Origin of the sequence: uncultured Halomonas sp., assembly GCF_947501415.1 — a bacterium.
Lineage (GTDB): Bacteria > Pseudomonadota > Gammaproteobacteria > Pseudomonadales > Halomonadaceae > Halomonas.
In genome coordinates this window covers 173,047-199,546 of record NZ_CANMVL010000009.1, presented here as the reverse complement: position 1 = coordinate 199,546, position 26,500 = coordinate 173,047, and the positions used below count along the sequence as shown (strand labels likewise).

Annotated in this window: 26 protein-coding genes; 20 read left to right on the top strand and 6 right to left on the bottom strand. The window is 63.4% G+C overall.

Translation table 11 applies throughout. From position 1 onward, the window contains the following. Positions 1-170 precede the first annotated feature (170 nt). Positions 171-1,760 carry a peptide chain release factor 3 gene (locus Q0894_RS07025; protein WP_299232861.1) on the top strand — a complete coding sequence of 530 codons (1,590 nt, stop codon included), beginning with the start codon at positions 171-173 and terminating at the stop codon, positions 1,758-1,760. Between the two features lie 134 nt (positions 1,761-1,894). Here Q0894_RS07025 and Q0894_RS07020 read toward each other — a convergent pair whose 3' ends face one another. Further along, positions 1,895-2,221, bottom strand: coding sequence for a hypothetical protein (locus Q0894_RS07020; protein WP_299232858.1), 327 nt, complete (start codon positions 2,219-2,221; stop codon positions 1,895-1,897). A gap of 367 nt (positions 2,222-2,588) precedes the next feature. Here Q0894_RS07020 and Q0894_RS07015 point away from each other — a divergent pair, with 367 nt between their 5' ends. Beyond that, positions 2,589-3,347, top strand: a complete 759-nt coding sequence (locus Q0894_RS07015) for a TatD family hydrolase (protein WP_299232855.1) — start codon at positions 2,589-2,591, stop codon at positions 3,345-3,347. Here the strand turns inward: Q0894_RS07015 and Q0894_RS07010 are convergent. Then, positions 3,342-4,376 carry a folate-binding protein gene (locus tag Q0894_RS07010; protein ID WP_299232853.1) on the bottom strand — a complete coding sequence of 345 codons (1,035 nt, stop codon included), beginning with the start codon at positions 4,374-4,376 and terminating at the stop codon, positions 3,342-3,344. The two genes, Q0894_RS07015 and Q0894_RS07010, sit on opposite strands and share 6 nt — an antisense overlap. A 140-nt stretch (positions 4,377-4,516) precedes the next feature. On the opposite strand from Q0894_RS07010, the gene Q0894_RS07005 reads away from it, so the two are divergent. The 7 genes from Q0894_RS07005 (at position 4,517) to Q0894_RS06975 (ending at position 13,727) form a co-directional block, all read left to right on the top strand. Beyond that, positions 4,517-4,714, top strand: coding sequence for a hypothetical protein (locus Q0894_RS07005; RefSeq protein WP_299232850.1), 198 nt, complete (start codon positions 4,517-4,519; stop codon positions 4,712-4,714). 16 nt (positions 4,715-4,730) lie between these two features. Then, a complete protein-coding gene (locus Q0894_RS07000; protein WP_299232847.1) occupies positions 4,731-5,147 on the top strand; it encodes an OsmC family protein in 417 nt (138 codons plus the stop codon). A gap of 57 nt (positions 5,148-5,204) precedes the next feature. Further along, positions 5,205-7,232, top strand: a complete 2,028-nt coding sequence (gene uvrB / locus Q0894_RS06995; protein ID WP_299232845.1) for an excinuclease ABC subunit UvrB — start codon at positions 5,205-5,207, stop codon at positions 7,230-7,232. A gap of 93 nt (positions 7,233-7,325) precedes the next feature. Further along, positions 7,326-9,443: a cation:proton antiporter gene (locus Q0894_RS06990; RefSeq protein WP_299232842.1), complete on the top strand. Its 2,118-nt coding sequence runs from the start codon at positions 7,326-7,328 to the stop codon at positions 9,441-9,443. A gap of 214 nt (positions 9,444-9,657) precedes the next feature. After that, a complete protein-coding gene (locus tag Q0894_RS06985) occupies positions 9,658-11,163 on the top strand; it encodes a fumarate hydratase (RefSeq protein ID WP_299232839.1) in 1,506 nt (501 codons plus the stop codon). A 162-nt stretch (positions 11,164-11,325) separates the two neighbouring features. Beyond that, on the top strand, positions 11,326-12,744 hold the full coding sequence (gene cls, locus Q0894_RS06980) for a cardiolipin synthase (RefSeq protein ID WP_299232836.1): 1,419 nt from the start codon (positions 11,326-11,328) through the stop codon (positions 12,742-12,744). Between the two features lie 65 nt (positions 12,745-12,809). Then, positions 12,810-13,727 (top strand): LysR substrate-binding domain-containing protein, encoded by a 918-nt coding sequence (locus tag Q0894_RS06975; RefSeq protein ID WP_299232833.1) that lies wholly within the window; start codon positions 12,810-12,812, stop codon positions 13,725-13,727. Positions 13,728-13,780: 53 nt separating this feature from the next. On the opposite strand, the gene Q0894_RS06970 is transcribed toward Q0894_RS06975, so the two are convergent. Beyond that, the gene (locus Q0894_RS06970; RefSeq protein WP_299232830.1) at positions 13,781-14,875 is read right to left on the bottom strand and encodes a bifunctional nicotinamide-nucleotide adenylyltransferase/Nudix hydroxylase; all 1,095 of its coding nucleotides are present in this window, start codon (positions 14,873-14,875) and stop codon (positions 13,781-13,783) included. 319 nt (positions 14,876-15,194) lie between these two features. On the opposite strand from Q0894_RS06970, the gene Q0894_RS06965 reads away from it, so the two are divergent. Both Q0894_RS06965 and Q0894_RS06960 read left to right on the top strand, forming a co-directional pair. Next, positions 15,195-16,175, top strand: a complete 981-nt coding sequence (locus Q0894_RS06965; RefSeq protein ID WP_299232828.1) for a YihY/virulence factor BrkB family protein — start codon at positions 15,195-15,197, stop codon at positions 16,173-16,175. Between the two features lie 126 nt (positions 16,176-16,301). After that, the gene (locus tag Q0894_RS06960) at positions 16,302-16,574 is read left to right on the top strand and encodes an acylphosphatase (RefSeq protein WP_299232826.1); all 273 of its coding nucleotides are present in this window, start codon (positions 16,302-16,304) and stop codon (positions 16,572-16,574) included. Between the two features lie 16 nt (positions 16,575-16,590). Here Q0894_RS06960 and Q0894_RS06955 read toward each other — a convergent pair whose 3' ends face one another. Genes Q0894_RS06955 through Q0894_RS06945 form a run of 3 tightly spaced genes read right to left on the bottom strand, consistent with a single transcriptional unit; the run spans position 16,591 to position 19,476 of the window. Then, positions 16,591-17,532: a nucleoside hydrolase gene (locus Q0894_RS06955; protein ID WP_299232824.1), complete on the bottom strand. Its 942-nt coding sequence runs from the start codon at positions 17,530-17,532 to the stop codon at positions 16,591-16,593. 13 nt (positions 17,533-17,545) lie between these two features. Next, a complete protein-coding gene (locus Q0894_RS06950) occupies positions 17,546-18,535 on the bottom strand; it encodes a ribokinase (protein WP_299232822.1) in 990 nt (329 codons plus the stop codon). Between the two features lie 2 nt (positions 18,536-18,537). Then, positions 18,538-19,476 (bottom strand): D-2-hydroxyacid dehydrogenase, encoded by a 939-nt coding sequence (locus Q0894_RS06945; protein ID WP_299232819.1) that lies wholly within the window; start codon positions 19,474-19,476, stop codon positions 18,538-18,540. 172 nt (positions 19,477-19,648) lie between these two features. Between Q0894_RS06945 and Q0894_RS06940 the strand changes: the two genes are divergently transcribed. The 9 genes from Q0894_RS06940 (at position 19,649) to tolR (ending at position 26,500) form a co-directional block, all read left to right on the top strand. Further along, entirely contained in the window at positions 19,649-19,888 is a 240-nt protein-coding gene (locus Q0894_RS06940; protein ID WP_299232816.1) for a zinc ribbon domain-containing protein, read from the top strand. 100 nt (positions 19,889-19,988) lie between these two features. Beyond that, positions 19,989-21,770: an aspartate--tRNA ligase gene (aspS, locus tag Q0894_RS06935; protein ID WP_299232814.1), complete on the top strand. Its 1,782-nt coding sequence runs from the start codon at positions 19,989-19,991 to the stop codon at positions 21,768-21,770. A 75-nt stretch (positions 21,771-21,845) separates the two neighbouring features. Continuing rightward, complete coding sequence (locus Q0894_RS06930; RefSeq protein ID WP_299232812.1) at positions 21,846-22,595, top strand: YebC/PmpR family DNA-binding transcriptional regulator; 750 nt, start codon at positions 21,846-21,848, stop codon at positions 22,593-22,595. A gap of 9 nt (positions 22,596-22,604) precedes the next feature. Beyond that, a complete protein-coding gene (gene ruvC / locus Q0894_RS06925; protein ID WP_299232809.1) occupies positions 22,605-23,144 on the top strand; it encodes a crossover junction endodeoxyribonuclease RuvC in 540 nt (179 codons plus the stop codon). Between the two features lie 135 nt (positions 23,145-23,279). Continuing rightward, the gene (gene ruvA, locus Q0894_RS06920) at positions 23,280-23,891 is read left to right on the top strand and encodes a Holliday junction branch migration protein RuvA (RefSeq protein WP_299232806.1); all 612 of its coding nucleotides are present in this window, start codon (positions 23,280-23,282) and stop codon (positions 23,889-23,891) included. A gap of 4 nt (positions 23,892-23,895) precedes the next feature. Then, positions 23,896-24,933: a Holliday junction branch migration DNA helicase RuvB gene (ruvB, locus tag Q0894_RS06915; protein ID WP_299232803.1), complete on the top strand. Its 1,038-nt coding sequence runs from the start codon at positions 23,896-23,898 to the stop codon at positions 24,931-24,933. After that, positions 24,930-25,346, top strand: coding sequence for a tol-pal system-associated acyl-CoA thioesterase (ybgC, locus tag Q0894_RS06910; RefSeq protein WP_299232800.1), 417 nt, complete (start codon positions 24,930-24,932; stop codon positions 25,344-25,346). Before ruvB ends, ybgC begins: the two co-directional genes overlap by 4 nt. A gap of 11 nt (positions 25,347-25,357) precedes the next feature. Further along, positions 25,358-26,047 (top strand): protein TolQ, encoded by a 690-nt coding sequence (tolQ, locus tag Q0894_RS06905; protein ID WP_161422725.1) that lies wholly within the window; start codon positions 25,358-25,360, stop codon positions 26,045-26,047. A 12-nt stretch (positions 26,048-26,059) separates the two neighbouring features. Continuing rightward, positions 26,060-26,500, top strand: coding sequence for a protein TolR (tolR, locus tag Q0894_RS06900; RefSeq protein WP_299232796.1), 441 nt, complete (start codon positions 26,060-26,062; stop codon positions 26,498-26,500).

The window sequence follows — 26,500 nt, the reverse complement described above, 5'->3', positions numbered from 1 at the left end:
CCGCCTGGATGGTCGTGACGTGCTGTCATCTTCACTATAGCGGGTCGCGGCAGGCCACGACGTGGCAGCGGTCACGTCATGCCGGTACAATTCCGCGACTAGCCTCACATAACGCCATCCTCCCTGCGCTCGGCACGAGCGGAGGTGGGATCAATCTGCGACGAGACGTAATGCCCAATCCCAATCAGGCCCGTGAAACCGAGTTGCGACGCACGTTCGCCATTATTAGTCACCCGGATGCGGGTAAGACCACCATCACCGAGAAGATGCTGCTGTTTGGAAATGCCATCCAGATGGCCGGTTCGGTGAAAAGCAAGCGCAACGACCGTCACGCGACCTCCGACTGGATGAAGATGGAGCAGGAGCGTGGCATCTCGGTGACCACCTCGGTGATGCAGTTCCCCTATGGGGGGCGCATCGTCAACCTGCTCGATACGCCAGGCCACGAGGACTTTTCCGAGGACACCTACCGCACCCTGACCGCGGTGGATTCGGCGCTGATGGTGATCGACGGCGCCAAGGGCGTCGAGGAGCGAACCATCAAGCTGATGGAGGTGTGTCGCCTGCGTACCACGCCGATTCTCACCTTCATCAACAAGATGGACCGCGATATTCGCGACCCCATCGAGGTGATGGACGAGGTCGAGACGGTGCTCAACATCCAGTGTGCGCCGATGACCTGGCCCATCGGCATGGGCCGCCACTTCAAGGGGGTCTACCACCTCTACAACGATACGATCCATCTCTACACCCAGGGCCAGGGCAACCGGATTCCCGACGACAAGCGGATCGAGGGGCTCGACAACCCCGAAGTGGATGAGATGCTCGGCGAGGAGCAGGCCGAGGAGTTGCGTATGGAGGTGGAGCTGGTGCGTGGCGCCTCCCATGAGTTCGATCTGGAGGCCTATCGCCGCGGCGAATTGTCGCCGGTGTACTTCGGTACCGCCATGGGGAACTTCGGCGTACGCGAGATGCTCGATGGCTTCGTCGAATATGCGCCGCCTCCCCAGCCCCGTGAAACTGACACGCGCATCGTGGAGGCCGACGACGACCGCTTTACCGGTTTCGTGTTCAAGATTCAGGCCAATATGGATCCCAAGCACCGCGACCGCATCGCCTTCCTGCGCGTCTGTTCTGGTAAGTACGATAAGAACATGAAGATGCGCCATGTACGCATCGGCAAGGACGTCAAGATTGCCGACGCACTGACCTTCATGGCCTCTGACCGTGCTCAGGTGGAGGAGGCCTGGCCGGGTGACATCATCGGTCTGCACAACCACGGCACCATCCAGATCGGTGACACCTTCACCCAGGGTGAGGATATGCGTTTCACCGGCATTCCTCATTTTGCCCCGGAGCTGTTCAAGCGTGTGCAACTGAAGGACCCGCTGAAGATGAAGGCGCTGCAGAAGGGCCTGCAGCAGCTCTCAGAAGAGGGGGCGACCCAGGTGTTCATGCCGCTGGATAACAATAATCTGATTCTCGGTGCCGTGGGTACCCTGCAGTTCGATGTGGTCGCCCATCGCCTCAAGGAGGAGTACAAGGTCGACTGCGTCTACGAAGGGGTGAACGTCAATACCGCGCGCTGGGTCTACTGTGACGATGCAAAGAAGCTCGAGGAGTTCAAGCGCAAGGCCAGTGCCAATCTGGCCATCGACGGCGGTGGTTACCTGACCTATATCGCTCCCACCCGAGTCAATCTGCAGATGACCCAGGAGCGCTGGCCCGAGATCCGCTTCCAGGCGACTCGAGAGCACTAGGAGCAAACGTGAGTCCGCGGTAATAAATGACACCGCCGACCCGGGGCCGGGTCGGCGGTGTTGTGTGGAAGAGTTGTATGGAAGAGTTGCATGGAAGACCAGTCGTATGAAAGGTCAATCGGGGTCACTCCAGATCAGTCTTCCGGATCGTTGGCGGAGTCCACACCGCTATTGGGAGCGGTTGTACCTTCCGGCAACACCTTCGAGTCGTTGCTGTTGCCGGTGCCGTCTTCGGGGTCGTTGGCGGAATCCACGCCGCTATCCGGAGTGACTTCTCCCTCCGATAGCTTCATGGAGTCTGTGCCGCTGGCGGTTCCATCGCCGGCGTCGTTAGCCGAATCCACCCCGCTGTGAGGAGCCATCTCGTCCATGCCCTCCTTTTGATGATCGGCAGCAAGTGCGGTACCTGAACATAGAGCAAGGAACATCATGAGTGCAGTGGTATGTACAATATGCTTCATGCCGTTTCTCCATCTAGGTATGTTGCGTTCCATGCATCTCATATCGAGATGGTGTACACCCCTTAATACGAGAAAATGCATGTTGTGCGGCCTTGTCGACAGCAGTCATCTCGAGCTTTTCATGGGTCCGGAGTTTGACCTCAATTAATACCGCAGACCTCCTCCTATTCATCAGCTCATGTCCAACGTAGTACGTTTAAAGGGTTTTTCCCACCCATTGATGTTAGTAAAAGGTGATGAAATGTATCCACTCGGTTTGCATCATCTTGTGTGAGCCTGTGTCGAAGTGAGGCAACGGTCGCGTAGCAACTCGACACGGGATGAATCGCCCAAGGAGTCACCAGAGTTACTGGAAAAGGAAGTTGCTATGCTTATCGACGCTCATTGCCATCTCGACTTCCCCGCCTTCGACGCCGACCGCGAGGCCGTGTTCGAGCGGGCGAGGTCCGCGGGGGTAGGGCATTTCGTGGTCGCCGGCACCACCCGGGCATGCTGGGACGCGGTGCTGGCGCTGGGCGGGCGTGACGATGTCAGCGTCTGCCTGGGGTTGCATCCCTACTTCATGGAGTCTCACCGTGACGCGGACCTCGATGCCCTGGCCCAGGCGTTGGATGACAATCCTCAGGTGGTGGCGATAGGGGAGTGCGGCATCGATGCCCGCTTTCCCGAGACTCTCGAGGCCCAGTGGAAGCTGTTCGATGCTCAGCTCAGGCTGGCCAAGTCGAGGAAGCTGCCGGTGGTGATCCACTGCGTGCAGGCAAACGACAAGGTAGCCAAGCGGCTTCGCCAGCTGGCGCTTCCAGTCGGTGGGCTGATCCACGCCTTCGCCGGCTCCCCCGAACAGGCGAGCCGATTTCTCGAGCTGGGATTCGTTGTGGGGCTTGGGGGAGCAGTCACCTTCGAACGGGCCAGGCGTCTGCGCCGGGCGGTCGGGTCGCTTCCCGATGACGGCTATGTGCTGGAGACCGACAGCCCCGATATGCCCCTGGCCGGCCATCAGGGACAGCGTAACGAGCCGGCCGCCGTCGATCAGGTGTGTCGTGCGGTGGCGGCGCTGCGCAGCCAGTCGCCGGAATGCGTCGCGGCGAACAGCACCGCCAATGCCCGCCGCCTGTTTCGGTTATAAGGTGGCCAGGGTTTCCGGGTCCAGGCGTTCGACGGGGTAGGGGAGTTTCAGCAGCTTCAGCTTCTGTCCCGCCACACTCAGCGGGCCCATGTCCTCCTTGGTGCTCATCACCACCAGCACTTCGGCCTGACCATAGGCGTCACACTCCGCGGCGAGCACCTCGCCCACCGACTTCTCGCGGCTATCCACTACCGGGCAGCCGATCTCGGGCAAAACCGCTCCCTCGAGTTGGCCGCGCATCGTCCGGCGCTTGACCTGCCCGCGGAAGTGGGCACGCGCCACCACTTCCTGTCCGGTATAGCAGCCCTTCTTGAAGCTTATGCCGCCCAGCGCTTCCCAGTTGATCATCTGGGGCAGCAGGGCGTCGCGATGCTGGGCGGTTAGCCAGGCCAGGCCCGCCTGGATGTCGTGCAGGCACCAGACCGCATTGCCCACCGGCGTGGCCTGGTCGGACAGCCGGCGCCAGATATCGGCAGCGCGATCCGCGGGCAGCAGAGCCAGTAGTCTTTGGCGGGGCCCTGGATGCGCCAGTAGCTGAGTCTCGGCATCGCCGGCCTGGTGCCAGTGGGGCGGAGGGGCAACCCCCAGGCGTACCTCGGCCAGCGCGCCGGCCTCCTGGCCGATCAGGCCAATCAGGGCGAGATCCTGCCGGGTGGCCAACTCGACCTTGTAGAAGACGGCAAACTTGCGCAGATGTTCCGCCAGGGAGTCGACCAGATCACGATGCATTATCAGTCGGTAGTGCTCTTCTGCCACGCGCAGCAACTGGGCGTTGGCCAGCATGCGCCCCTTGGGGGTACAGAACATGGTCAGTGGTGCGAAGTGGCCGTCGACCAGGGTAAGCTGAGTGCTCGCCTGACCCTGCAGGAACTTCTCTGCGTCGGCGCCCTTCACGTCTAGCACACCGAACTGCACGAGCGGTGTTACCACCGTACCATCCAGAGCCTGGCGTGCGGGGTTCTGAGTATCGAAGCTGATACGGTCGTCGGTGAGCGACTCTGCGCCCAACTCGGAAATCCAGTCGTGCATGGGGGCCTCATCGTGTCAGGGGAATATCGGGATACACCAATACATGTGGGCAGGGGGGCGACATTGCAACCGCTGCTGCCCGGGGTGGCTCATGCTAGAATCCCCGCATTATTCACGCCAGGCAATCCGGGAGTCATGTCATGGCCCATCAATCGCTGAGCTTTGAGGGCGTCACCGACGCCGATCAGGTCAACCGCATCACTACCGCGCTGATGATGCTCGACGGCGTTGAAAGCGCCGAGGTGGGGCGTCATGGTGCCGAGGTGGAGGGGCGCGCCCGGCGCGAGGTGCTGATCAGGGCGGTCGAATCGCTCGGGCTTCCCATCCAGGTCAAGTAAGTAGGGAGCAGTGTGCATGAAGAAGACCATTGAGATTCAGAGCGTACGCAACCACATCTTTCGACAGAGAGTCGAACTCGATGGCTTCGAGGAGCTGTTCGTCGATGTGCCGCAGGCCTATGGCGGCGAGGAGACGGCTCCCGATCCTCATGACTACTTCGACCTGTCACTGGGTGCCTGCAAGGCGATAACCTCGTTGATGTACGCTCGGCGCAAGGCATGGCCACTGGATGCGATCAGCGTCAAGGTGCATCGTGATGACAGCGAGGAGCGTCATGGCACCTATCGGCTCGATGTCGAGATGCAGTTTCATGGCATCAGCGACCCAGAGCAGATCGCTCGACTCGAGGAGATCAGCCACAAGTGCCCCATTCATCGGCTGATGACCAGCTCCACCGTGGAAGTGAGCACCCGCGCCGTGACCCCGGCCTGATTCGGGGCCATCCCCGAGCGCCGGCTGCGAAATGCGCCGAACCAACCCGGAGAGACCATGAGCAAGCCGTTTCGCCTCGCCTCGAAGTTTCAACCCGCCGGCGACCAGCCGGCGGCCATCGATGCTCTGGTGGGTGGGCTGGAGGCAGGGTTGGCCCATCAGACCCTGCTTGGGGTCACGGGCTCCGGCAAGACCTTCACCATGGCCAATGTCGTCGAGCGCCTGCAGCGCCCGACCATCGTCATGGCGCCCAACAAGACCCTGGCGGCCCAGCTCTATGGCGAATTCAAGGCGTTCTTTCCGGACAACGCCGTGGAGTACTTCGTCTCCTATTACGACTACTATCAGCCCGAGGCCTATGTGCCATCCTCGGACACCTTTATCGAGAAGGATGCCTCGATCAATGACCATATCGAGCAGATGCGGCTTTCCGCCACCAAGGCTCTGCTCGAGCGTCGCGATGCACTGATCGTGGTCTCGGTGTCGGCCATCTACGGCCTGGGCGACCCCGATCAGTATCTCAAGATGCGCCTGCACTTCACTCGAGGCGAGCTGATCGATCAGCGCAAGTTCCTGCGTCGTCTGGCCGAACTGCAGTACACGCGCAACGACCTCGACTTCAAGCGCGGTACCTATCGGGTACGCGGCGATGTCATCGATATTTTCCCGGCGGATGCCGAGGATGAGGCGGTGCGCGTCGAGCTGTTCGACGACGAGATCGATTCGATCCGGCTATTCGATCCTTTGACCGGCGAGGTGCGCGCCCAGCTGCCGCGCATGACCATCTATCCCAAGTCCCATTATGTGACACCGAGAGAGACCATTCTGGGTGCCATCGACCGGATCAAGGCCGAGCTCGCCGAGCGTCTCGAGTGGCTGAGACAGCATGAGCGGCTGGTGGAGGCCCAGCGCCTGGAGCAGCGTACCCTGTACGATATCGAGATGATGCTGGAGCTCGGCTACTGCAATGGTATCGAGAACTACTCCCGCTACCTTTCGGGCCGCAATCCCGGGGAGCCGCCGCCCACCTTCTTCGACTATCTGCCCGATGACTCCTTGCTGCTGATCGACGAGAGTCACGTCAGCGTTCCCCAGGTCGGGGGCATGTACAAGGGCGACCGCTCGCGCAAGGAGACCCTGGTGGAGTACGGCTTTCGCCTGCCCTCCGCCCTCGATAACCGCCCCATGAAGTTCGAGGAGTGGGAGGCAATCTGCCCCCAGACCATCTTTGTGTCGGCGACGCCGGGCCCCTACGAGGCCGAGCATGCAGGTAGCGTCGTGGAGCAGGTGGTGCGCCCTACCGGCCTGCTCGACCCCGAACTTGAGGTGCGGCCGGCCACCACCCAGGTGGATGATCTGCTTTCCGAGATCCAGCAGCGTGCTGCCGCCGGCGAGAGGGTGCTGGTCACGACCCTGACCAAGCGAATGGCCGAAGATCTCACCGAGTATCTGGATGAACATGGAGTGCGTGTGCGTTACCTGCATTCGGACATCGATACCGTGGAGCGGGTGGAGATCATTCGCGATCTGCGCCTTGGCAAGTTCGACGTGCTGGTCGGTATCAACCTGTTGCGGGAGGGCCTGGATATTCCCGAGGTCTCCCTGGTGGCCATCCTGGATGCCGACAAGGAGGGCTTCCTGCGTAACGAGCGGTCGCTGATCCAGACCATCGGGCGGGCGGCCCGCAACGCCAATGGTCGCGCCATTCTCTACGCCGACCGGGTCACCGACTCCATGCGTCGTGCCATGGAGGAGACAGAGCGTCGACGTGCCAAGCAGATCGCATTCAACGAGGAGCACGGCATCACGCCCCAGACGGTGACCCGCTCGGTGGCGGATATTCTCGAGGCGGCCCAGACTCCCGGCAAGAAGGGCAAGGGGCGTCGCGGTGAGCGCAAGGTTGCCGAGCCGGCCGCCGTCTATGATCCCGCCGAACTATCGCCCCAGGAGTTGCTGCGTGAACTGACCCGAGTGGAGGACGCGATGTTCGAGGCCGCTCAGAACCTCGAGTTCGAGGAGGCCGCGCGTCTGCGCGACCGGCTGAATGATCTCAAGGAGCGTCAGCTGGCGCTTGGCGAGCTTTAGGGATGCGCAGCATAAATCCCACCGGAGCTGCGCCAGAGCGCTACCGGCGGGTTAGAATCTTATCTGTCCATCACCTGCTGACAGAGCCATCCGATGAAGCAGATCTCGTTCGCCCAGGCAGATCACCAGAACACGAAGAAGGTCACCCGTCGAGAGCGATTTCTGGCTCAGATGAAAGATAGTCCCATGAAAACACTGCCGCTCAAGAGCGAGTCCGACACGCTCCACGCCGACGTGACCGCTCGCGCTAGGATGCAAGACCGTACACGGGGAAGGGGAAGGGGGCATTCTCCCGCCCAAAAAAGCGTGCGAGGTCATGCGCGCCGTGGGCGGGGGCAGTTATCCGTAAGCTTTCGCCTTGCCCTGGCTACTCTTCTTGCGCTCGCAATGGCGGCCGGCTCGCCCGCTTTCGCCGCCGCCCCGGCCGAGGGTGAGAACATACTCGGCCTTGTCGGCCTGGAGCTTGGGTTCCTCGCAGCACTGGGGCTTATCGCACTTGCCTGCGTGTTCGTGCCCCTGTCGCGCGCGCTGGGGCTGGGCACGGTGATCGGGTATCTCGCTGCAGGCGTCGTCGCGGGGGGAGGGATGTCGATTTCGTTCACCCGCAATCCCGGGGAACTGCTGCATTTCGCCGAGTTCGGGATAGTCCTTTTCCTGTTTGTGATCGGACTGGAGTTCCGTCCGGCGCGGCTGTGGGAGATGCGTGGCACGATCGTTGGCCGCGGTCTGGCGCAAGTGCTTGTCTGCGCGGCAATGCTGATCATTCCCGCGCTGCTCTTCGGCCTCGACTGGCGTGCCGCGCTCATCGTCGGGCTGGGGCTCGCGCTGTCGTCCACCGCGCTGGTGATGCGCGGAATCGACGAAAGCGGCGAGCGCAACTCGGCCTTCGGGCAGACAACCATCGGGATACTGCTCTTCGAGGATCTGGCCATCGTGCCGTTACTGTTGCTGGTTACGCTTCTGGCCCCTTCCGGGGGAGATGCCTCACTGGCGGACAATGCGAGGTCGGTTGCCCTGGGGCTCGGCGCCATCGCGCTGCTGGTCGTCATCGGGCGTTATGCGCTGGACCCGATGTTCCGCGTCATCGCGCGTACCCGCACGCCCGAGCTAATGACAGCCGCGGCGCTCGGCGTGGTGGTATTCGCTGCACTGATCATGGCGTCCGCGGGTCTGTCCTACGCCATGGGAGCCTTCATTGCCGGCGTGATGCTGGCCGAGTCCTCCTACCGCCACGAGGTCGAGGCGAATATCGAACCGTTTCGGGGGCTCTTCATGGGGCTGTTCTTCGTCGCCGTGGGCCTGTCGCTCGATCTCGGGGCCGTAGCGGAAAACTGGCTGGTGATCGTGCTCGCCGTTCCGGTGACCGTCGCGTTGAAGGGTATCGGAGTCTACGCGGTCAATCGCGCTTTCGGGACGCCACATCCCATCGCGCTGCGCATCGCCCTCACGATGGGACAGCACGGCGAATTCGGCTTCGTCCTTTTTGCCGCCGCAAGCTCCGCGTTGATATTGCCGGGCGACATCTCCTCCCTGGTAACAGTAATCGTCACCCTATCGATGGCCCTCTCGTCGCAATCCAACCGCGCCTACCACATGATCATGGGAAAGAGGGTGCGCGAGACAATCGACGAAGATTATGCCGATGCCGAGGGTTCGGCGCTGGTCATCGGTTTTGGCCGGGTGGGTCAGCTTGTCGCCCAGCCGCTGATCGCGGAGGGTATCGCGGTCACATTACTGGACCATGACGCCGACCGCATCCGTGAGGCCAAGCGTTTTGGCGCCCGCGTGCATTTTGGTGATGGCACGCGGCCTGAGGTCCTGCACGCGGCTGGGGCCGCGCAAGTGAAAGCCATCGTGGTCGCCACCGATGATCCGGATACGACTCTTCAAATCGTCAAAGTCATCCCCCGCCGGTACCCGAATGCGTCTCTGGTCGTGCGTGCCCATGACCGAATTCATGCGGTCAGGCTCGCGGGCGAGGGTTTGCCTATCGGCGCGATCATGCGCGAAACGCTGCACTCGGCCCTGTCCATGGGCGCGCTATCGTTGCGCGCTCTTGGCTATTCCGACGAGGAGACCAGCCGCGTGGTCGAGCGCGTGCGCGCGCGTGACGCCTCTCGCCTTGCCGTGCAGACTGTCGACGCTCGCGATGTAAACGAGCGCGAGGCCATCGTGGCGGCCATCGCCCCCGAACCGGTCGGTCGCGCATAGAGCGTGCCTCGCCTCGTTATCTGCATAGCAGGCGTGGGATACTGGAGGTTTATACCGTTATATTGCCATGCGGCAACGCCAATAACCATCTTTGGTGGCAAGAATGTCGACAGACCGTGGGGTAGGGTATAATGCCCGCATTTCAGCCTGCTTACCCGGCGGTGAGATACCGCCAGGGTGCGGGCATGCCGACAAGCCGAGGAGCTTCTTGCCCATGACCGTGATTCGTCAGGATGACCTGATCCAGAGCGTTGCCGATGCGCTGCAGTATATCTCCTACTACCACCCCAAGGATTTCATCGATGCCATGGCGCAAGCCTATGAGCGCGAGGAGAACCCAGCGGCCAAGGATGCCATCGCCCAGATCCTGATCAACTCGCGGATGTGCGCCATGGGGCACCGTCCTATCTGCCAGGACACCGGAATCGTCACCGTCTTCCTGCATGTGGGCATGAACGTTCGCTGGGAAGCCGAGATGAGCCTCGATGATATGGTCAACGAGGGCGTCCGTCGCGCCTACCAGCTCCCCGATAACGTGCTGCGCGCCTCGGTGCTGGCCGATCCCGACGGCGCCCGCCGCAACACCGGTGACAACACGCCGGCGATCATCCATCACAAGATTGTGCCCGGCGACAGCGTCGAGGTACATGTGGCCGCCAAGGGCGGTGGTAGCGAAGCGAAGTCCAAGTTCGCCATGCTCAACCCGTCCGACAGCGTGGTCGACTGGGTCATGGAGCAGCTTCCCAAGATGGGGGCAGGGTGGTGCCCCCCGGGAATGCTCGGCATTGGCATCGGCGGCACCGCGGAGAAGGCGATGGAGATTGCCAAGGAGGCGCTTCTCGACCCCATCGATATCCAGGAGTTGCAGGCTCGCGGTGCCACCAACCGTGCCGAGGAGCTGCGCCTTGAACTGTTCGATCGCGTCAACCGGAGTGGCATCGGTGCTCAGGGGTTGGGCGGCCTGACTACGGTGCTGGACATCAAGGTCAAGGATTACCCTACCCACGCGGCCAACAAGCCGGTGGCCATCATTCCCAACTGCGCCGCCACTCGCCACGCCCACTTCACCCTGGATGGCAGCGGTCCGGCCTCATTGCCGGCGCCGAAGCTAGAGGACTGGCCCGAGGTCACGCGGGAGGCAGGGGATAACGTCAGGCGTGTCGACCTCGACAACATCACACCGGAAGAAGTGCAGACCTGGCAGCCGGGTGACACCCTGCTGCTAAACGGCAAGCTGCTCACCGGTCGCGACGCCGCCCACAAGCGCATGGTCGATATGATTGCCAAGGGTGAGCCACTGCCCGTGGACATGAAGGGTCGTTTCATCTATTACGTTGGACCGGTGGACCCGGTTGGCGACGAGGTAGTGGGACCGGCCGGCCCCACCACCGCCACCCGCATGGACAAGTTCACTCGCACCATGCTCGAGGAGACCGGCCTGATGGGCATGGTCGGGAAAGCCGAGCGTGGTGAAGCCGCCATCGAGGCCATCCGCGACAACAAGGCGGTCTACCTGATGGCAGTGGGGGGCTCCGCCTACCTGGTGGCTCAGGCAATCAAGAAGGCTCGGGTGGTGGGCTTCGAGGACCTTGGCATGGAGGCCATCTATGAGTTCGAGGTGGAGGATATGCCGGTGACTGTCGCGGTCGACAGCCAAGGTACCTCGGTCCACCAGACGGGGCCCGCCAAGTGGAAGGAGATCATCGCCGAGCGCGCCTGAGGCCTGGCGATGATCATGGCGGCCCTGCCTCTTGGCGGGGCCGCCGTCGTTTGGGTATGCTGACCCCCGCAAGGTGTTGCGGGAATCTCCCTCGCGAAGGAGTGGGCTCGCGCCATCACAGCCGGCGCAGCCGGCGACGAGAGTTTTTTGCAGGGAGAGTTCATGACGTCCTGGCTGATCGGGCTGGTAATCTTCACCTTTCACATGGCAGGTATCGTCTCGGCGGTACTAGCACTGCTCTCCAGTCGCACCTCCCAGGGCGCCATCGCCTGGATTCTCTCGCTTATCACGCTTCCCTACCTGGCGGTCCCCGCCTACTGGATCTTCGGCCAGCCGCGCTTCTACGGTTATGTCACCGCCCGGGGACAACGCGACAGCGTGTTACGCCGTGTTCTGGCGCGCTACCGTTCGCATGTCGACCCCTATCTGACCGATACTCCGGATCCCGATGTGCGTGCCGTGGAGCAGCTGGCCCAGATGCCACTGACCAGTGGCAATCGGGCCGAGCTTCTGGTCGATGGCCAGGCGACGTTCGACAGCCTGTTCGCCGGTATCGACAGGGCCGAGGAGTACGTGCTGGTGCAGTTCTTCATCGTTCGCAACGATGCCCTGGGCCTACGGCTCAAGGAGTGCCTCCAGCGCGCCGTGGAGCGTGGCGTTCGGGCATATTTCCTGTACGACAAGATAGGTAGTCACAAGCTGAATGAGGGCTACCTGCGTGACCTCGCCGAGTCGGGGGTCGAGGTCTACGCCTTTCGCTCATCGCGTGGCCTGCGTCATCGCTTCCAGATCAACTTTCGCAACCACCGCAAGGTCGTGGTGGTGGACGGAAAAGAGGGCTGGGTCGGCGGCTTCAATGTCGGCATCGAATACCTGGGGCAGCATCCGCGCCACGGCCCATGGCGTGACACCCATCTCAAGCTTACCGGCCCCAGCGTGCTGGGACTGCAGGAGGCGTTCTGGGAGGATTGGCACTGGGCTACCGGTGAACTGATCAATCTCTCCTGGATACCGACCACCATCTGCGAGGAGTGCCATGATGTGGTGATCGTGCCCTCGGGGCCGGCGGATACGCAAGATACGGCTAGCCTCCTGGTACAGCATGCCATCCACAGCGCCCGAGAGCGGTTCTGGGTCACCAGTCCCTACTTCGTGCCCGACCAGAGCGTGCAGGATGCCCTGCGCCTGGCGGCCATGCGCGGTGTGGACGTGCGAATCATGATCCCCGAACGCCCCGACCATCTGCTGGTATTCCTGTCCGCCTTCTCCTTTCTGCCAGACATGCTGCGTGCCGGCGTCAGGGTCTATCGCTATCAGCCCGGCTTCCTGCATCAGAAGGTGATGCTGATCGATCAGGCGGCGGCCAGCGTCGGCACGGTTAACCTCGACAACCGCTCCTTCCGGCTCAACTTCGAGATCACGGCCTTCCTTCCGGATCGCCAGTTTGCCGCCCAGGTTGAGCAGATGCTCGAGGAAGATTTCAGTCACTGCCGGGAGATCAGCGTCGAGGAAGTCACGTCGCGGCCGTTGTGGCGCAAGCTGATGTCCAGGGCCGCCTACCTGATGGCGCCAATTCAGTGATATATTAATTACTTGCGGTGATCGGCGAGTCCGGTCGTTAACCTCATCATGAATCGGGAGTCACGGTGAACCTCGAGACCAAATGGCTAGAGGACTTCGTTGCCCTGGCTAACACACGCAGCTTTTCCGCTTCGGCCCGCCAGCGTCATGTGACTCAGCCCGCCTTCAGTCGCCGTATTCGCTCCCTGGAGCAGGCTGTCGGGGCCACGCTGGTCGACCGCTCCACCACACCGGTCGGGTTGACCCCTGAAGGGCAGCTATTCCTGATCACGGCGCGCAACCTGGTCGAGCAGCTCAACGAGAGCCTGGGGCATCTGCGGGGCCTGGCCATGGCCAATGAAGCACTAGACATCGTTGCCGCCCACTCCCTTGCATTGAGCTTCTTTCCGCCCTGGATTTCACGGCTGCAGCAGGGCATCGGCGAGCTTCCCACGCGTCTGGTGGCCATGAACGTGGGGGAGGCCATCCATGTGCTGCGCGAAGGCAACTGTGATCTGATGCTTGCGTATCACGACTCCCACGCCACCATGCAGCTGGACTCCGAGGTGTTCCCCTCGTTCTCCATCGGGCAGGTCAAGATGGCGCCGGTGTGCCTTCCGGACGAGGATGGCGAGCCGCGTTTCCCCCTGCAGGGCGAGGAGCCAATTCCCTACCTCTCCTATACCCGTGCCGCCTTCCTGGGGCGCAGTGTTCGCATGTTGCTCAAGAACGACCCCCTGCGACTGCGGCTGCGCACCGTCTATGAGACCGCCATGGCGGAAGGGCTCAAGGGCATGGTGATGCAGGGCATGGGGCTGGCCTGGATTCCCGACTTCTGCATCCGCGAAGAACTAAGAGATGGCCGGCTGGTCCGGGCCGGCGACGAGAAGTGGGACATCCCGCTGGAGATACGTCTCTATCGCTGCTCCCTGGTGCACAAGCCCGGCGTCGAGAAGCTCTGGAAGCAGATGCAGAAGCTGCCGCGTGACTTTCTTCAGGGCTGACTACAACAGGGTTCTATCTACAACAGGGTTCGATTCTTCGATACTTTCTCGGCTCACGGCATGCCGAAGTCGGCAGGCAGGCCCAGGAAGTCCTGAATGATAAAGAAGTGGTCCTCGAACAGGCTCTCCGGATCGAGATCGGCCAGCGCCACCCAGCGTGCGTGATCGCCACCCTGTACCGGCTTGAGACGGGGTAGCTGCTGTTCGGGGCGCAAGGCGAAGTAGAAGGCCTCGGCCAATGTTCGCCCCCGCCAGCTGCGATGCGGCTCGTCGAATAGACGCTGGCCCCGCAACGACCCCTTGAGCACCGGTTCCGGTACCTTGAGGCGCACCCGCTCGCGTAGCTCCCGCAGACACGCATCCAGCAGCCGCTCATGAGGGTTGATGAAGCCTCCCGGCAGGGCGTAGAGCCCCTTGCCGGGCGCCGAGGTGCGCCTGACCAGCAGCACATGCCCCGACTGCACGACCACCGCGTTGACGGTAACGAAGATGGGCGGGTAGGGCGCCTGGGCCCAGGCGCTGCGATACTGATCGAGCAGCACCTGCTCCTCGATCAGCTGACGGTAGTCATTACCGGCGCAGAAGGCGTGGAGGGTGTCGATGACGCCGGGCGGCAGGTCATGGAAGGCGCCGGTGCTGAGATAGTCCCCGGCCGACGGGCTGGAGTGGAATAGCCGTTCACGGATCTGACTGGCGGAGATTCCCTCCACCAGCGGCACGCTCACCGACTCCCATTGTGGAAACAGCGACAGGTAGTAACTGGACTGGCCCCGGCTGGCCCCGATCAGCCCGATGCGTGGGAGGCGTGCTCCCTGGGGGCTGGCAATATCACGCACCTTCCGCTGTACATCACGCACCCAGACATCATTGTTGTAGAGGGCGTCGAGCAGTGGCACCACGGCCAGTCGCTCATTCTCCTCGGCATCGAAGGCACTGCGCAGCATGGCGCTGCGCTCGTCGAAGCGCCACGGGTTGCGAAGCGAGCGCGCCTGCCAGGCCGACCCCACCATCACGATGACCTGCCTGGCACGCTTCAGGGCCTCATGGATGACCGCGAGATGTCCAAGGTGAGGCGGCTGGAAGCGGCCGATAAAGACCAGACAGTCGAAATCGGGGCGATCGGGATTGGCGTCCGTGCAAGGGGTCATGGCAGGCCTGTGATGTAGTGTCCCAACCATTATGTTGGCCACCCAGATGGCTTGCAATGTACCGGGGGAAGGCAACAGGGCTATGGTGATTACTACGGGGTGCTAGTGAAAGGCGCCGGTGACTGGTCGGAGAGGGGGTCCGAGGACCAGGGATGGCCGAGGTAGCCTACAAGGAAGTACTCGTAGCGCCCCCTCGACGGCCTGTCGCCGGAACAGCCTTGAGTGGTGCTACCATCTGCGATAGTCCGGGAGCGGGCGAGACGCCTGGGGCGGGGTTCGGCTATCCTGTGACTACATCACAGGGAAGCAAGGAAGTTCGATGTTCGAAGCGAGAAAGCTGTCGCCCGCCCGGCTCAAGGCCGAGGTGATCTTCTGGTGGCGAGTGATGCAGGGGGCGGTCCAGCTATGGCTTGAACGCAATGCGTTCAGCTACGCGGGCTCGCTGGCCTTCTACACCCTATTCTCCCTGGCGCCCACCATCATCATCGCGGTCACCGTAATCGGCCTGGTGCTTGGCGAGGAGGCGGCCCATGGCCAGATGGTCGCTCAGCTGCAGGGCACCATGGGGCATGATGCCGCCGCGGCCATCGAGGCTGCCGTCGCCCAGTCGCGTATCGAGGAGTCAGGGCTGCTGCCCAGCCTGCTGGGGGTAGGGGCCCTGCTGGTGGGCGCCACCACCGTGTTCGCCCAGATGCAGTTCTCGCTGAACACCATCTGGGGAGTGACCGCACGCCCTAGCGCCAATAGCGCACTGGTGTTTATCAAGAACCGTCTTTTGTCACTGGCGGTGGTGGTCTCCATCGGCTTCATCCTGCTGGTGTCGCTGGTACTTGGCGTCATGCTGCGCGCTACCCTGCAGGCCGCCGACACACTGCTGCCCTATGTGGGAGCGCTGACCACCGGAGCCGAATTCCTGGTTTCGCTGGTGATCAGTTCGCTGTTGTTCGCGACCATCTTCAAGGTGCTTCCCGATGTGATACTCGGCTGGCGGGACGTCATGGTAGGAGCCGTGGTCACGGCGCTGCTGTTTGCGGTAGGCCGGTCGATGATTGCTCTCTACCTCTCTCACACGGCCACCGCCTCCACCTATGGGGCGGCAGGGTCGGTGGTGATGATTCTGCTGTGGGTCTATTACTCTTCTCTAATACTTTTGTTCGGGGCGGCCTTTACCCGCTGCCACCTTATCGCGAGAGGCAGGCCCCTGGTGCCCCGGGTCACCGCCGTGGAGGTCAAGCGCGAACTGCTGGAGAGTGTTCGAGGCGACACCGAAGGTCCTATAAGCAGGAGCCCGTCAGCCTAGTCAGCCAGCCCCTCCTGATCGCGGCACGATATGAGCCATTCATCTGGATCATGACCTCAGCGGCTGGCCGCGATGAGGCCCGGCTGGTAGAAAGGGCATCATAGATGTATCGACAAGGAGCGCGTCATGGAGACGACCTGCGTGAAGGCCCTGGTGACCGGCAAGGTTCAGGGCGTCTGGTATCGCCGTGCCACCCAGGAGCAGGCGCTGCAGCAGGGCCTGACCGGCCATGCGATCAATCTGCCTGACGGCCGGGTGGAGGTGCTGCTTTGCGGCCGACCCGAAGCGGTCCGGGAGGTCGGTGAGTGGCTCTGGAGGGGCCCGGAACATGCCCGGGTTACCCATGTGGAGTTCAATGTTGTCGAGACGCATGCCCCGGATGACTTTCGTACCGGCTAGGCGGGAGATTGACGGCTCAGGCCAGCACCTCGGCGATCCAGTCGCTGACGGCCTGGCCCTCGACCCCGAGGCACACATCCACCAGCGGAGTGCGCGACCAGCGCTCCTCGATAAAGCCACGTCCCTCGGGTGCGAAGAGTGTCTGGCCCTCGGCGTTCCCCTCGGTCACCACCGAGAGGTGGCCCCGTGAGGTGGTGAACAGCTCCGGGCGCAGCAGCCAGGCCAGGGCGCAGCTATCGTGGGGACAGCAACCGTCGATGCCCAGAGCCGACTGATAGAAGTCACGGTAGAAGGCGTAACTGCCTGCCAGCACCCGGCCGAGTTCGCCTTGGCCGGCCTCGATACGCGCCATATGGGCTGGAGTCAGCACGCAGCGATGGGTGACATCCAGGCCCACCAGGGTCAATGGCCAGCCAGCGGTAAGCACCCGAGCCGCGGCATCCGGATCATTGAACATATTGGCTTCGGCCACGGGGGTCACGTTTCCCCCTTCACGGATGGAGCCCCCCATAACGACCACGCCCTTCACCTTGTCGACAAGCGTCGGGTCTAGCTGTAGCGCCGCCGCCAGATTGCCCAAGGGGCCAACGGCGACCAGGGTCACCTCTCCAGGGCGCTCATTCACCGTATCGACGATGAACTGCGCGGCACACCGACTTTCCGCTTGACCACTTACCGTCGGCAGCGTGATATTGCCCAGGCCATTGGCGCCATGAATATGGGCGGGAGGGGCGTGGCGCGGCTTGATCAATGGTGCCGCGGCGCCCTGGGCCACGGGAACCTCGCGTCCGGCCAGCTCGGCGAGCAGCAGGGCGTTGTGGGTTGCAGTCTCGACATCCACGTTGCCGTAGGTGGTCGTCATGCCAAGCAGGTCGATCTCCGGGTGGCGCAGGGCGATGGCGATGGCCTGGGCATCGTCCACGCCCGGGTCCGTATCAAAGATGATGGAGTGGGTCACATTACTCTCCGGGTTACGGGGTTTGAGGGTCGACGGGAGCATCGGGGGAGATCGGGGCCTGCAGGGCGCGCTGGACTTCATCGAGGCTGGGGATGCTCTCTGCAGCGCCGGACCGCTGTACCCCGAGAGCCGCAGCGGTAGCGGCATGACGCAGGCAGTCGTCGATCGACCTGCCAGCCTGGAGCGCTGCCAGGTAGTAGCCGATAAAGGTGTCGCCGGCCGCGGTGGTGTCGACGGCCACGACCGGTATCGCCGGCTGATGTCGGCAGATGCCGTGCCGCTGGTGCCAGGCGCCTTCTCCCCCCAGGGTCAGTACTATCTCGGCCTCGGGTAGTCGCTGTGCCAGGGCATCGAGCAGCTCCTGGGCATCGCTCTCCACGGGGAGCCCGACAAGCAGGGCGGCCTCCGTGCGGTTGACGAAGAGCAGTGAGCACAGATGAAGCGGGAGCCGAGCCACATTGTCATCCATGGGCGCCGGGTTGAAGGCTACCTTCAGCCCATGCTCGACGGCCAGGGAGATCAGCGTCTCGAGGCCGCTGCATTCGTTCTGCAGCAGCAACCAGTCGCCCGGCTGGGTGGTGGCAACGAGCTCTGCCAGCTCCTCCTGGGTGGTGCCATGGTTGGCCCCCGGGAACAGGATGATGGCGTTCTCTCCCTGGACATCGACCTGGATGATGGCGTGGCCGCTGGGCCCATCGAGCAGCGTCACTCTCTCGACGTCGACCCCGGCCCGGGACAGGGTGTCACGAGCCCAGGCATCCTGCTGCCCCAGGCGACCCCAGTGGCTGATGGATCCGGCGGCCCGGGCCATGGCCAGTGACTGGTTGGCGCCCTTGCCACCCAGCCCTACGCTGTAGTCATGGCTCGCCAGTGTCTCCCCCGGTGCCACCAGGTGGGGTACGCGATAGACATGATCGAGGTTGATGGAGCCGAAGTTATAGCAGTGGAACCGAGGAGCGCTGTCGCCCCGGGCCGCGCCTTGTGAGTCGTCGAGCCGCTGCATGATCACTGCCCCCGCTTCCAGTCACTCAGGTTGTTGGCCGTCAGTGTCACCACATTCTGGCGTGCCTCGGGGGTGATCCAGGCATTGTGGGGCGTGACGATCAGGTTGAGCGGTTCATTCAAGGCATCGAGCAGCGGGTGGCCATCACGAGGTGGCTCCTCGGGGAGCACATCGACCGCCAGTCCACCGAGGCGCCCCTCGCGAAGGGCCGTCAGGGCCGCGACCTCGTCGATGATGCCGCCTCGGGCACAGTTGATCAGCAGGGCGCCAGGCTTGACCCTGGCCAGCAGATCGCCCCCCACCAGATGGTGGGTCGCTTCATTGAGTGGGCAGTGCAGGCTGATGGCGTCGACCTCCGGGGCCAGCTCGGCGAGGCCGGGACGCTGATCCTGAGCCTCGTTGCCAGGCCTGGCGGTGAAGGTCACCCGCATGCCCAGGGCCTCGGCGAGCTGGGCCACGCGCCCTCCCAGCTCCCCCTGCCCGACAATGGCCAGATGCTTCCCTTCGAGCTGCAGGGTGCGATGATCCATCAGGCAGAAGAAGGGGCTCTCGTTCCAGCGACCTGCCGCCACATCGCGCCCATAGAGCGGCAGGCGATTGGCCAGGGTCAGCAGCAGCATCAGGGTGTGCTGGGCGACGCTGGCGGTGCCGTAACCGGTCACGTTCCTGACCTCTATCCCCAGGCGACGAGCCGTGGCCATGTCGATATTGTTGGTGCCCGTGGCCAGCACGCAGATCAGCTTCAGGGAGGGCAGCGCTTCAATTGTCGCGGCATCCAGGACCACCTTGTTGACGATGGCGACCTCGGCGTCTGTCAGCCTGGCCTGGGCCTCGTGAGTGGTACTGCGCTGGTGTACCACCAGCTCGTCTACCTGTTCGTAAAGGGGATCGAGGTCGATATCGGGACCGAGGCTTGCGGCATCGAGAAGGACGGCTTTCATTACAGGTTCCTCGTTGGATGAGGGGCGCCTTGCCCGCACAGGTATGAGGCGCGCTATAATAACGCGCTTTGGCAGGCTTGGAAGGCGCCAAGCTCGGCCCCATATCCATTGGGGTCGGGCCGGGCCCGACCGCGTCCTGAACTGGGTAGTGACGATTTGGAGTGATCAAACCATGCCCATCTACGAATACGAGTGCAAGGCTTGCGGCCATCGCCTCGAGAAGCTTCAGAAGTTGAGCGCCGAGCCGTTGACCGACTGTCCCGCCTGCACGACCTCGGCGCTGACCCGCCTGGTCTCCGCTGCCGGCTTCCGCCTGGCCGGCGACGGTTGGTACGAGACCGACTTCAAGTCCGGCAACAAGAAGAACCTTGCCGATGATGGCGGCGCCTCCTCCGGCGCCACGCCAGACTAGCAGGATGGGGTGGTGGCCCGAGGGCCGCCACCCCCTAGCGGTTCGACCCCGTTACTCGAACACTATTTGACTTACACCACGCAACAGAACAGGACACGACATGCGCAGCCATTATTGCGGCCAGCTCAACGAGACCCTGGTGGACCAGACGGTCACCCTGTGCGGCTGGGTTCACCGCCGCCGTGACCACGGGGGCGTGATCTTCCTCGACATGCGCGATCGTGATGGTATCGCCCAGGTCGTGGTCGACCCCGACACCGCCGAGGCCTTCGCCAATGCCGACCGCGCCCGCAGCGAGTTTGTGCTGCGCATCCAGGGCCGCGTGCGGCTGCGCCCCGAGGGCACGCAGAACCCCAACATGCCCACCGGCATGATCGAGGTGCTGGCCAAGCAGGTAGAAGTGCTCAATACCGCCGCCACGCCGCCGTTCCAGCTCGACGAGCACGGCAAGGTGGGCGAGGAGGTGCGTCTCAAGCACCGCTATATCGACCTGCGTCGCCCCGAGATGATCGACAAGTTGCGTCTGCGCTCACGCATCTCTCACAGCGTGCGGGCCTACCTCGAGGGGCAGGGCTTCCTCGACATCGAGACCCCGATCCTGACCCGCGCCACCCCCGAGGGTGCCCGTGACTATCTGGTGCCGAGCCGTACCCATGCGGGCAGCTTCTTCGCACTGCCCCAGTCGCCGCAGCTCTTCAAGCAGCTGCTGATGGTGGCGGGTTTCGATCGCTACTACCAGATCGCCAAGTGCTTCCGCGACGAGGACCTGCGCGCCGACCGTCAGCCGGAGTTCACCCAGATCGACCTCGAGGCCTCCTTCGTGGAGGAAGAGGACATCATGGGCATCACCGAGGCGATGATTCGCCAACTCTTCCAGGACGTGCTCAGCGTGGAGCTTCCCGACTTCCCGCGCATGACCTGGCAGGAGGCGATGAACCGCTACGGCTCCGACAAGCCCGATCTGCGTATTCCGCTCGAGCTTACCGACGTCGACGATCTGATGAAGCAGGTCGACTTCAAGGTCTTCTCCGGGCCGGCCAGTGCCGACGACGGTCGCGTGGCCGCCCTGCGGGTGCCGGGCGGAGCCAAGCTTTCCCGCAAGGAGATCGACGAGTACACCAAGTTCGTCGGCATCTACGGTGCCAAGGGGCTGGCCTGGATCAAGGTCAACGAGCGCGCCAAGGGCCTCGAGGGACTGCAGTCGCCCATCGTCAAGTTCATGGAGAACGTGGTCGAGGAGCTGCTCGAGCGGGTGGGTGCCGAGGATGGCGACATCATCTTCTTCGGTGCCGACAAGGCACGCATCGTCAACGAGGCGATCGGCGCGCTGCGGGTCAAGCTGGGTGAGGATCTCGACCTCTATACCCAGGAGTGGTCGCCACTGTGGGTGGTGGATTTCCCGATGTTCGAGGCCGACGACAATGGCCGCCTGAGCCCGCTGCACCACCCCTTCACCTCGCCGGCCTGCAGCCCCGAGGAGCTCAAGGAGAACCCCGCCGGGGCGCTCTCACGGGCCTATGACATGGTGCTCAACGGCACCGAGCTGGGCGGTGGCTCCATTCGTATCCATGATCAGGCGATGCAGCGCCAGGTATTCGAGATTCTCGGCATCGGCGAAGAGGAGGCTCGTGAGAAGTTCGGCTTCCTGCTCGACGCCCTCCAGTACGGCGCTCCGCCCCACGGTGGCCTGGCCTTCGGGCTCGATCGACTGGTGATGCTGATGACCGGCGGACGTACCATTCGCGAGGTGATCGCCTTCCCCAAGACCCAGAGCGCGGCCTGCCTGATGACCGACGCCCCGGGCGAGGTCAGTGGCGACCAGCTGAAGGAGCTCAATATCCGCCTGCGGCAGAAGGCGAGGGCGGAGACCGCCGGCGAGTAACGGCGACTCCGACCCGAAGTGATCACACCGGCGCCCGAGGGGCGCCGGTGTCATGTTGAAGCCAAGGAGAAGAGAATGGCTGGGCACAGCAAGTGGTCCAACATCAAGCATCGCAAGGCGGCTCAGGACGCCAAGCGCGGCAAGATCTTCAATAAGCTGATTCGTGAACTGACCGTGGCCGCGCGCCAGGGTGGCGCGGACCCGGCGGATAATCCGCGTCTGCGCGCCGCCGTCGACAAGGCACTGTCCAGCAATATGGCCAAGGACACCGTGCAGCGCGCCATCGATCGTGGCGCCGGCAATGTCGATGGCGACGCCATGGAGGAGTGCATCTACGAAGGCTATGGGCCGGAGGGAGTGGCGGTGATGGTCGAGTGTCTCACCGATAACCGCAACCGTACCGTCTCCGAGGTGCGACACGCCTTCAACAAGAGTGGTGGCAACCTCGGCACTAGCGGCTCGGTGGCCTTCATGTTTCACAAGCAGGGGCGCCTGGCGCTCCCCGCTGGCCTCTCGGAAGAGGCGGTGATTGAGGCCACCCTGGAGGCCGAACCCGAGGATATCGTGACCCTGGAGGACGACAGCCTGGAGGTGGTCACCAGCCCCGATGCATACCATGAGGTCAAGGAGGCCCTGATCGAGGCAGGGATAACGCCGGAACGCAGTGAGCTGGGGCTGTTCCCGGAGACTACCACGCCCATCGCCGACGAGGAGTTGGCTCGCAAGGTGATCCGGCTGATCGATATGCTCGAGGACCTGGATGACGTCCAGAATGTCACCACCAACGCGGAGTTTGACGATGCCGTGCTCGATGCCATCGACTGAGGCCGACTCATGCTGATACTCGGCATCGATCCCGGCTCGCGCATCACCGGCTATGGTGTGCTGGATGTGGCGAGCGCCACGCCGCGTTATGTAGCCAGTGGCTGCATTCGCATTCGTGCCGACGACCTGGCCCAGAAGCTCGCCCAGGTCTATGCCGGCGTTGCCGAGTTGATCGCCGTGCACCGCCCGGTCGAGTTCGCCATCGAACAGGTAGTGATATCGAAGAATGCCGACTCCGCCCTGAAGCTGGGCCAGGCACGAGGCACCGCCATCGTGTGTGCCGCCAACCACGGGTTGGCGGTGAGCGAATATGGGCCTCGCCAGATCAAGCAGGCGGTCACCGGGTCGGGGCGCGCCGACAAGCTCCAGGTCCAGCATATGGTCACCGCCATATTGGGGCTCTCCGCGACGCCCCAGGCCGATGCCGCGGATGCCCTGGCCATCGCCTTGACCCACGCCCATGCGCGTCGGGGCCTGTTGACCAGCGGTAGCTTCGGAGGTCATCGCAGCCGGCGCAAGGGCGCTTCCTGGCGGGATTTTCGCCCCTGACACTGTCGCCATATGGCGACGTGATTGATGTTCTCGAACGCCGTTCTGCTGGACTGGTCAGCCCTGTGACCGACCAGTATAGTGGCGGCATCGACGGCCTCTGCCGTCTTCCCTGATGCAAGGATACGACTTTCGATGATCGGACGCCTGCGAGGTACGCTTCTCGATAAACAGCCCCCCTGGTTGGTGGTAGATGTGGCCGGCGTCGGCTATGAGCTGGAAGCGTCCATGACCACACTGGTGGCGCTGCCGGCCGCCGGCGAAACGATTTCTCTCTACACGCACCTCACCGTCCGGGATGATGCTCACCTGCTGTATGGCTTTCTGCGCGAGCAGGAGCGCACCCTGTTCCGCGCCCTGATCAAGGTCAACGGGGTGGGGCCCAAGCTGGCATTGGCGATTCTCTCGGGTATGGATGAGGGCGCCTTTCGGCGCTGTGTTCTGGATGATGACATCAAGTCCCTGACGCGACTCCCCGGGGTCGGCAAGAAGACCGCCGAGCGGTTGATCATCGAGATGCGCGACCGTTTCCCCCATTGGAAGACCCCAGAGGCCGCCCTGTTGGACGGGGGAGAGGGCGAGCCCCCCGCGGGCTCGCCAAGGGACACGCTGGCCGACGCCGAAGCGGCGCTGGTCAGCCTCGGCTACAAGCCGGCCGAGGCATCCAGGATGCTCGCCGGCCTGGAGGGCGAGCCCTCCACCGAAGCCATGATCAAGGCGGCCCTCAGCCGCCGGATGGCGGGGTAGCGCCATGCTGGAGAGCGACCGCCTGATCGCCGCCGACGTCCGCGAAGGGGAAGAGCCCGTCGACCGCGCCATCCGCCCCAAGCGGCTGACCGACTACATCGGTCAGCCTCGGGTACGCGAACAACTCGATATCTTTATCGGAGCGGCTCGCGGGCGCAGCGAGAGTCTCGACCACACCCTCATCTTCGGCCCCCCGGGGCTCGGCAAGACGACGCTGGCCAATATCATCGCCGAAGAGATGGGGGTCGGGCTCAAGTCGACCTCCGGACCGGTGCTGGAGCGCGCAGGCGACCTTGCCGCCATGCTCACCAACCTCGAGCCCGGTGATGTGCTGTTTATCGACGAGATCCATCGCCTCTCGGCGGTGGTGGAAGAGATTCTCTATCCCGCCATGGAGGACTTCCAGCTCGATATCGTGATCGGAGAGGGGCCGGCGGCGCGCTCCATCAAGCTCGACCTGCCTCCCTTCACCCTGGTCGGCGCCACCACCCGAGCGGGGCTTCTCACCTCACCGCTGCGCGACCGCTTTGGCATCGTTCAGCGGCTTGAATTCTATGCCATCGAGGAGCTTACCGAGATCGTGGCCCGCTCGGCTCGCCTGATGGGGGTCGATGCCGACCCGGAGGGTGCCCTCGAGGTGGCACGTCGCTCCCGCGGCACGCCGCGTATCGCCAATCGGCTGCTGCGTCGGGTGCGTGACTATGCCGAGGTTCGCGGCAATGGCCATATCGATGCCGCCATCGCCGATCGTGCCCTGGACATGCTTCACGTGGACCAGCATGGCCTCGACCATATGGATCGCCGCCTGCTGGTCGCGATGATCGAGAAGTTCGATGGGGGGCCGGTGGGGGTGGACTCCCTGGCCGCCGCCATCGGCGAGGAGCGAGACACCATCGAGGACGTGATCGAGCCCTACCTGATCCAGCAGGGGCTGATGATGCGTACCGCTCGAGGTCGCGTCGTTACCCGTCAGGCCTGGTTACATTTCGGCCTGGCCCCCTCGGCGGATGCCGAGGATGCAGCGGGGGAGACACGGCCATGAGCGGTTTTCGCTTCCCGGTAAGAGTCTATATCGAGGATACCGATGCCGGTGGTATCGTCTACTACGTCAATTACCTCAAGTACATGGAGCGGGCGCGCAGCGAGTGGCTGCGCGCCCGGGGCATCACCCAGCACGAGCTGTTCGAGAGCGGCGTGCAGCTGGTGGTCCACCGCCTCGAGTGCCGCTACCTCTCGTCTGCCAGGCTGGATGACGCCCTCGAGGTGAGTGCCGATGTGCTGACCGCTGGACGTGTTCGGTTGCAGTTCGAGCAGCGGGTGACCCGCCTCGGGGAACCTCTGTGCGAAGCCCGGGTCGACATCGCCTGTATCGATGCCAGACGCCATAGGCCGATCCCCTGGCCGGCCCCGCTCGCCGAGCTGCTGCATCCCACTTCTGCTCAATCCCAAGCCTGACGAGGATTCCCGTGAACGACGCCATGTCCATCCCCCATCTGATCATGAACGCCAGCACCGTGGTGCAGCTGGTCATGCTGCTGCTTACGGTGGGCTCGATCCTGTCGTGGGTCGTGATCTTCCAGCGCACCTTCATGATGCGCCGCGCCCGCAAGGCCCATCGTGGTTTCGAGGATCGCTTCTGGTCCGGTGTCGACCTCAACGAGCTCTATCGCGAGGTGCCCCCGGAGCAGGAGACCCAGGGCGCCGAGCATATTTTTCGTGCCGGCTTTCGCGAGTTCAACCGCCTGATGCCCAAGACCCGAAGCCCCCAGGCGATCCTCGACGGCGTCCAGCGCAGCATGCGCGTGGCCTGGTCCCGGGAGGAGGAGCGACTCAACCTGCACCTGGTGTTTCTCGCCACCGTGGCCTCGGCCAGTCCCTATATCGGCCTGTTCGGCACGGTATGGGGCATCATGGGCTCCTTCCAGTCGCTCTCCATGGCCCAACAGGCGACTCTCTCCACCGTCGCCCCCTGGATTGCCGAAGCGCTGATAGCCACCGCCATGGGCCTGTTTGCCGCCATCCCGGCGGTGGTCTTCTACAACCGGCTCTCCGCCGAATCGGGTCGACTGCTTGGCAAGTACGAGGATTTCGCCGAGGAGTTCCACTCCATCCTGCATCGCAACTTGCAGGGTCGGTCCGACGCCGGCGGCGCCTGAGGGAGTCACGTCATGCATGGACCCTTTCATCGCGGGGGAGCCCGCAAGCCCCTCGCCGAGATCAATGTGGTTCCCTTTATCGACGTCATGCTGGTGTTGCTGGTCATCTTCATGATCACCGCGCCGATGTTGACTCAGGGGGTGGATGTCGACCTGCCTCAGGTGACCTCGGAGCCCATCGATCCTCCGGAAGATAGTGACCCCATCATCGTGTCGGTGGATCGCGAGGGGCAGCACTATCTCTCCATCGGTGGTGACGAGACCGCCATGCCTCTCGAGGAGCTGGCCGATCGCGTGATCATCCTGCTTGAACGCAAGCCCGGCACCCCGGTGATGCTGCGCGGTGATCGCAATGTCTCCTATGGCCAGGTGGTGACCCTGATGGGCACGCTGCAGACCGCCGGCGTCGGTAGCGTCGGCCTGATCTCCGAGCCGCCGAGTGGGGGGGAGTAA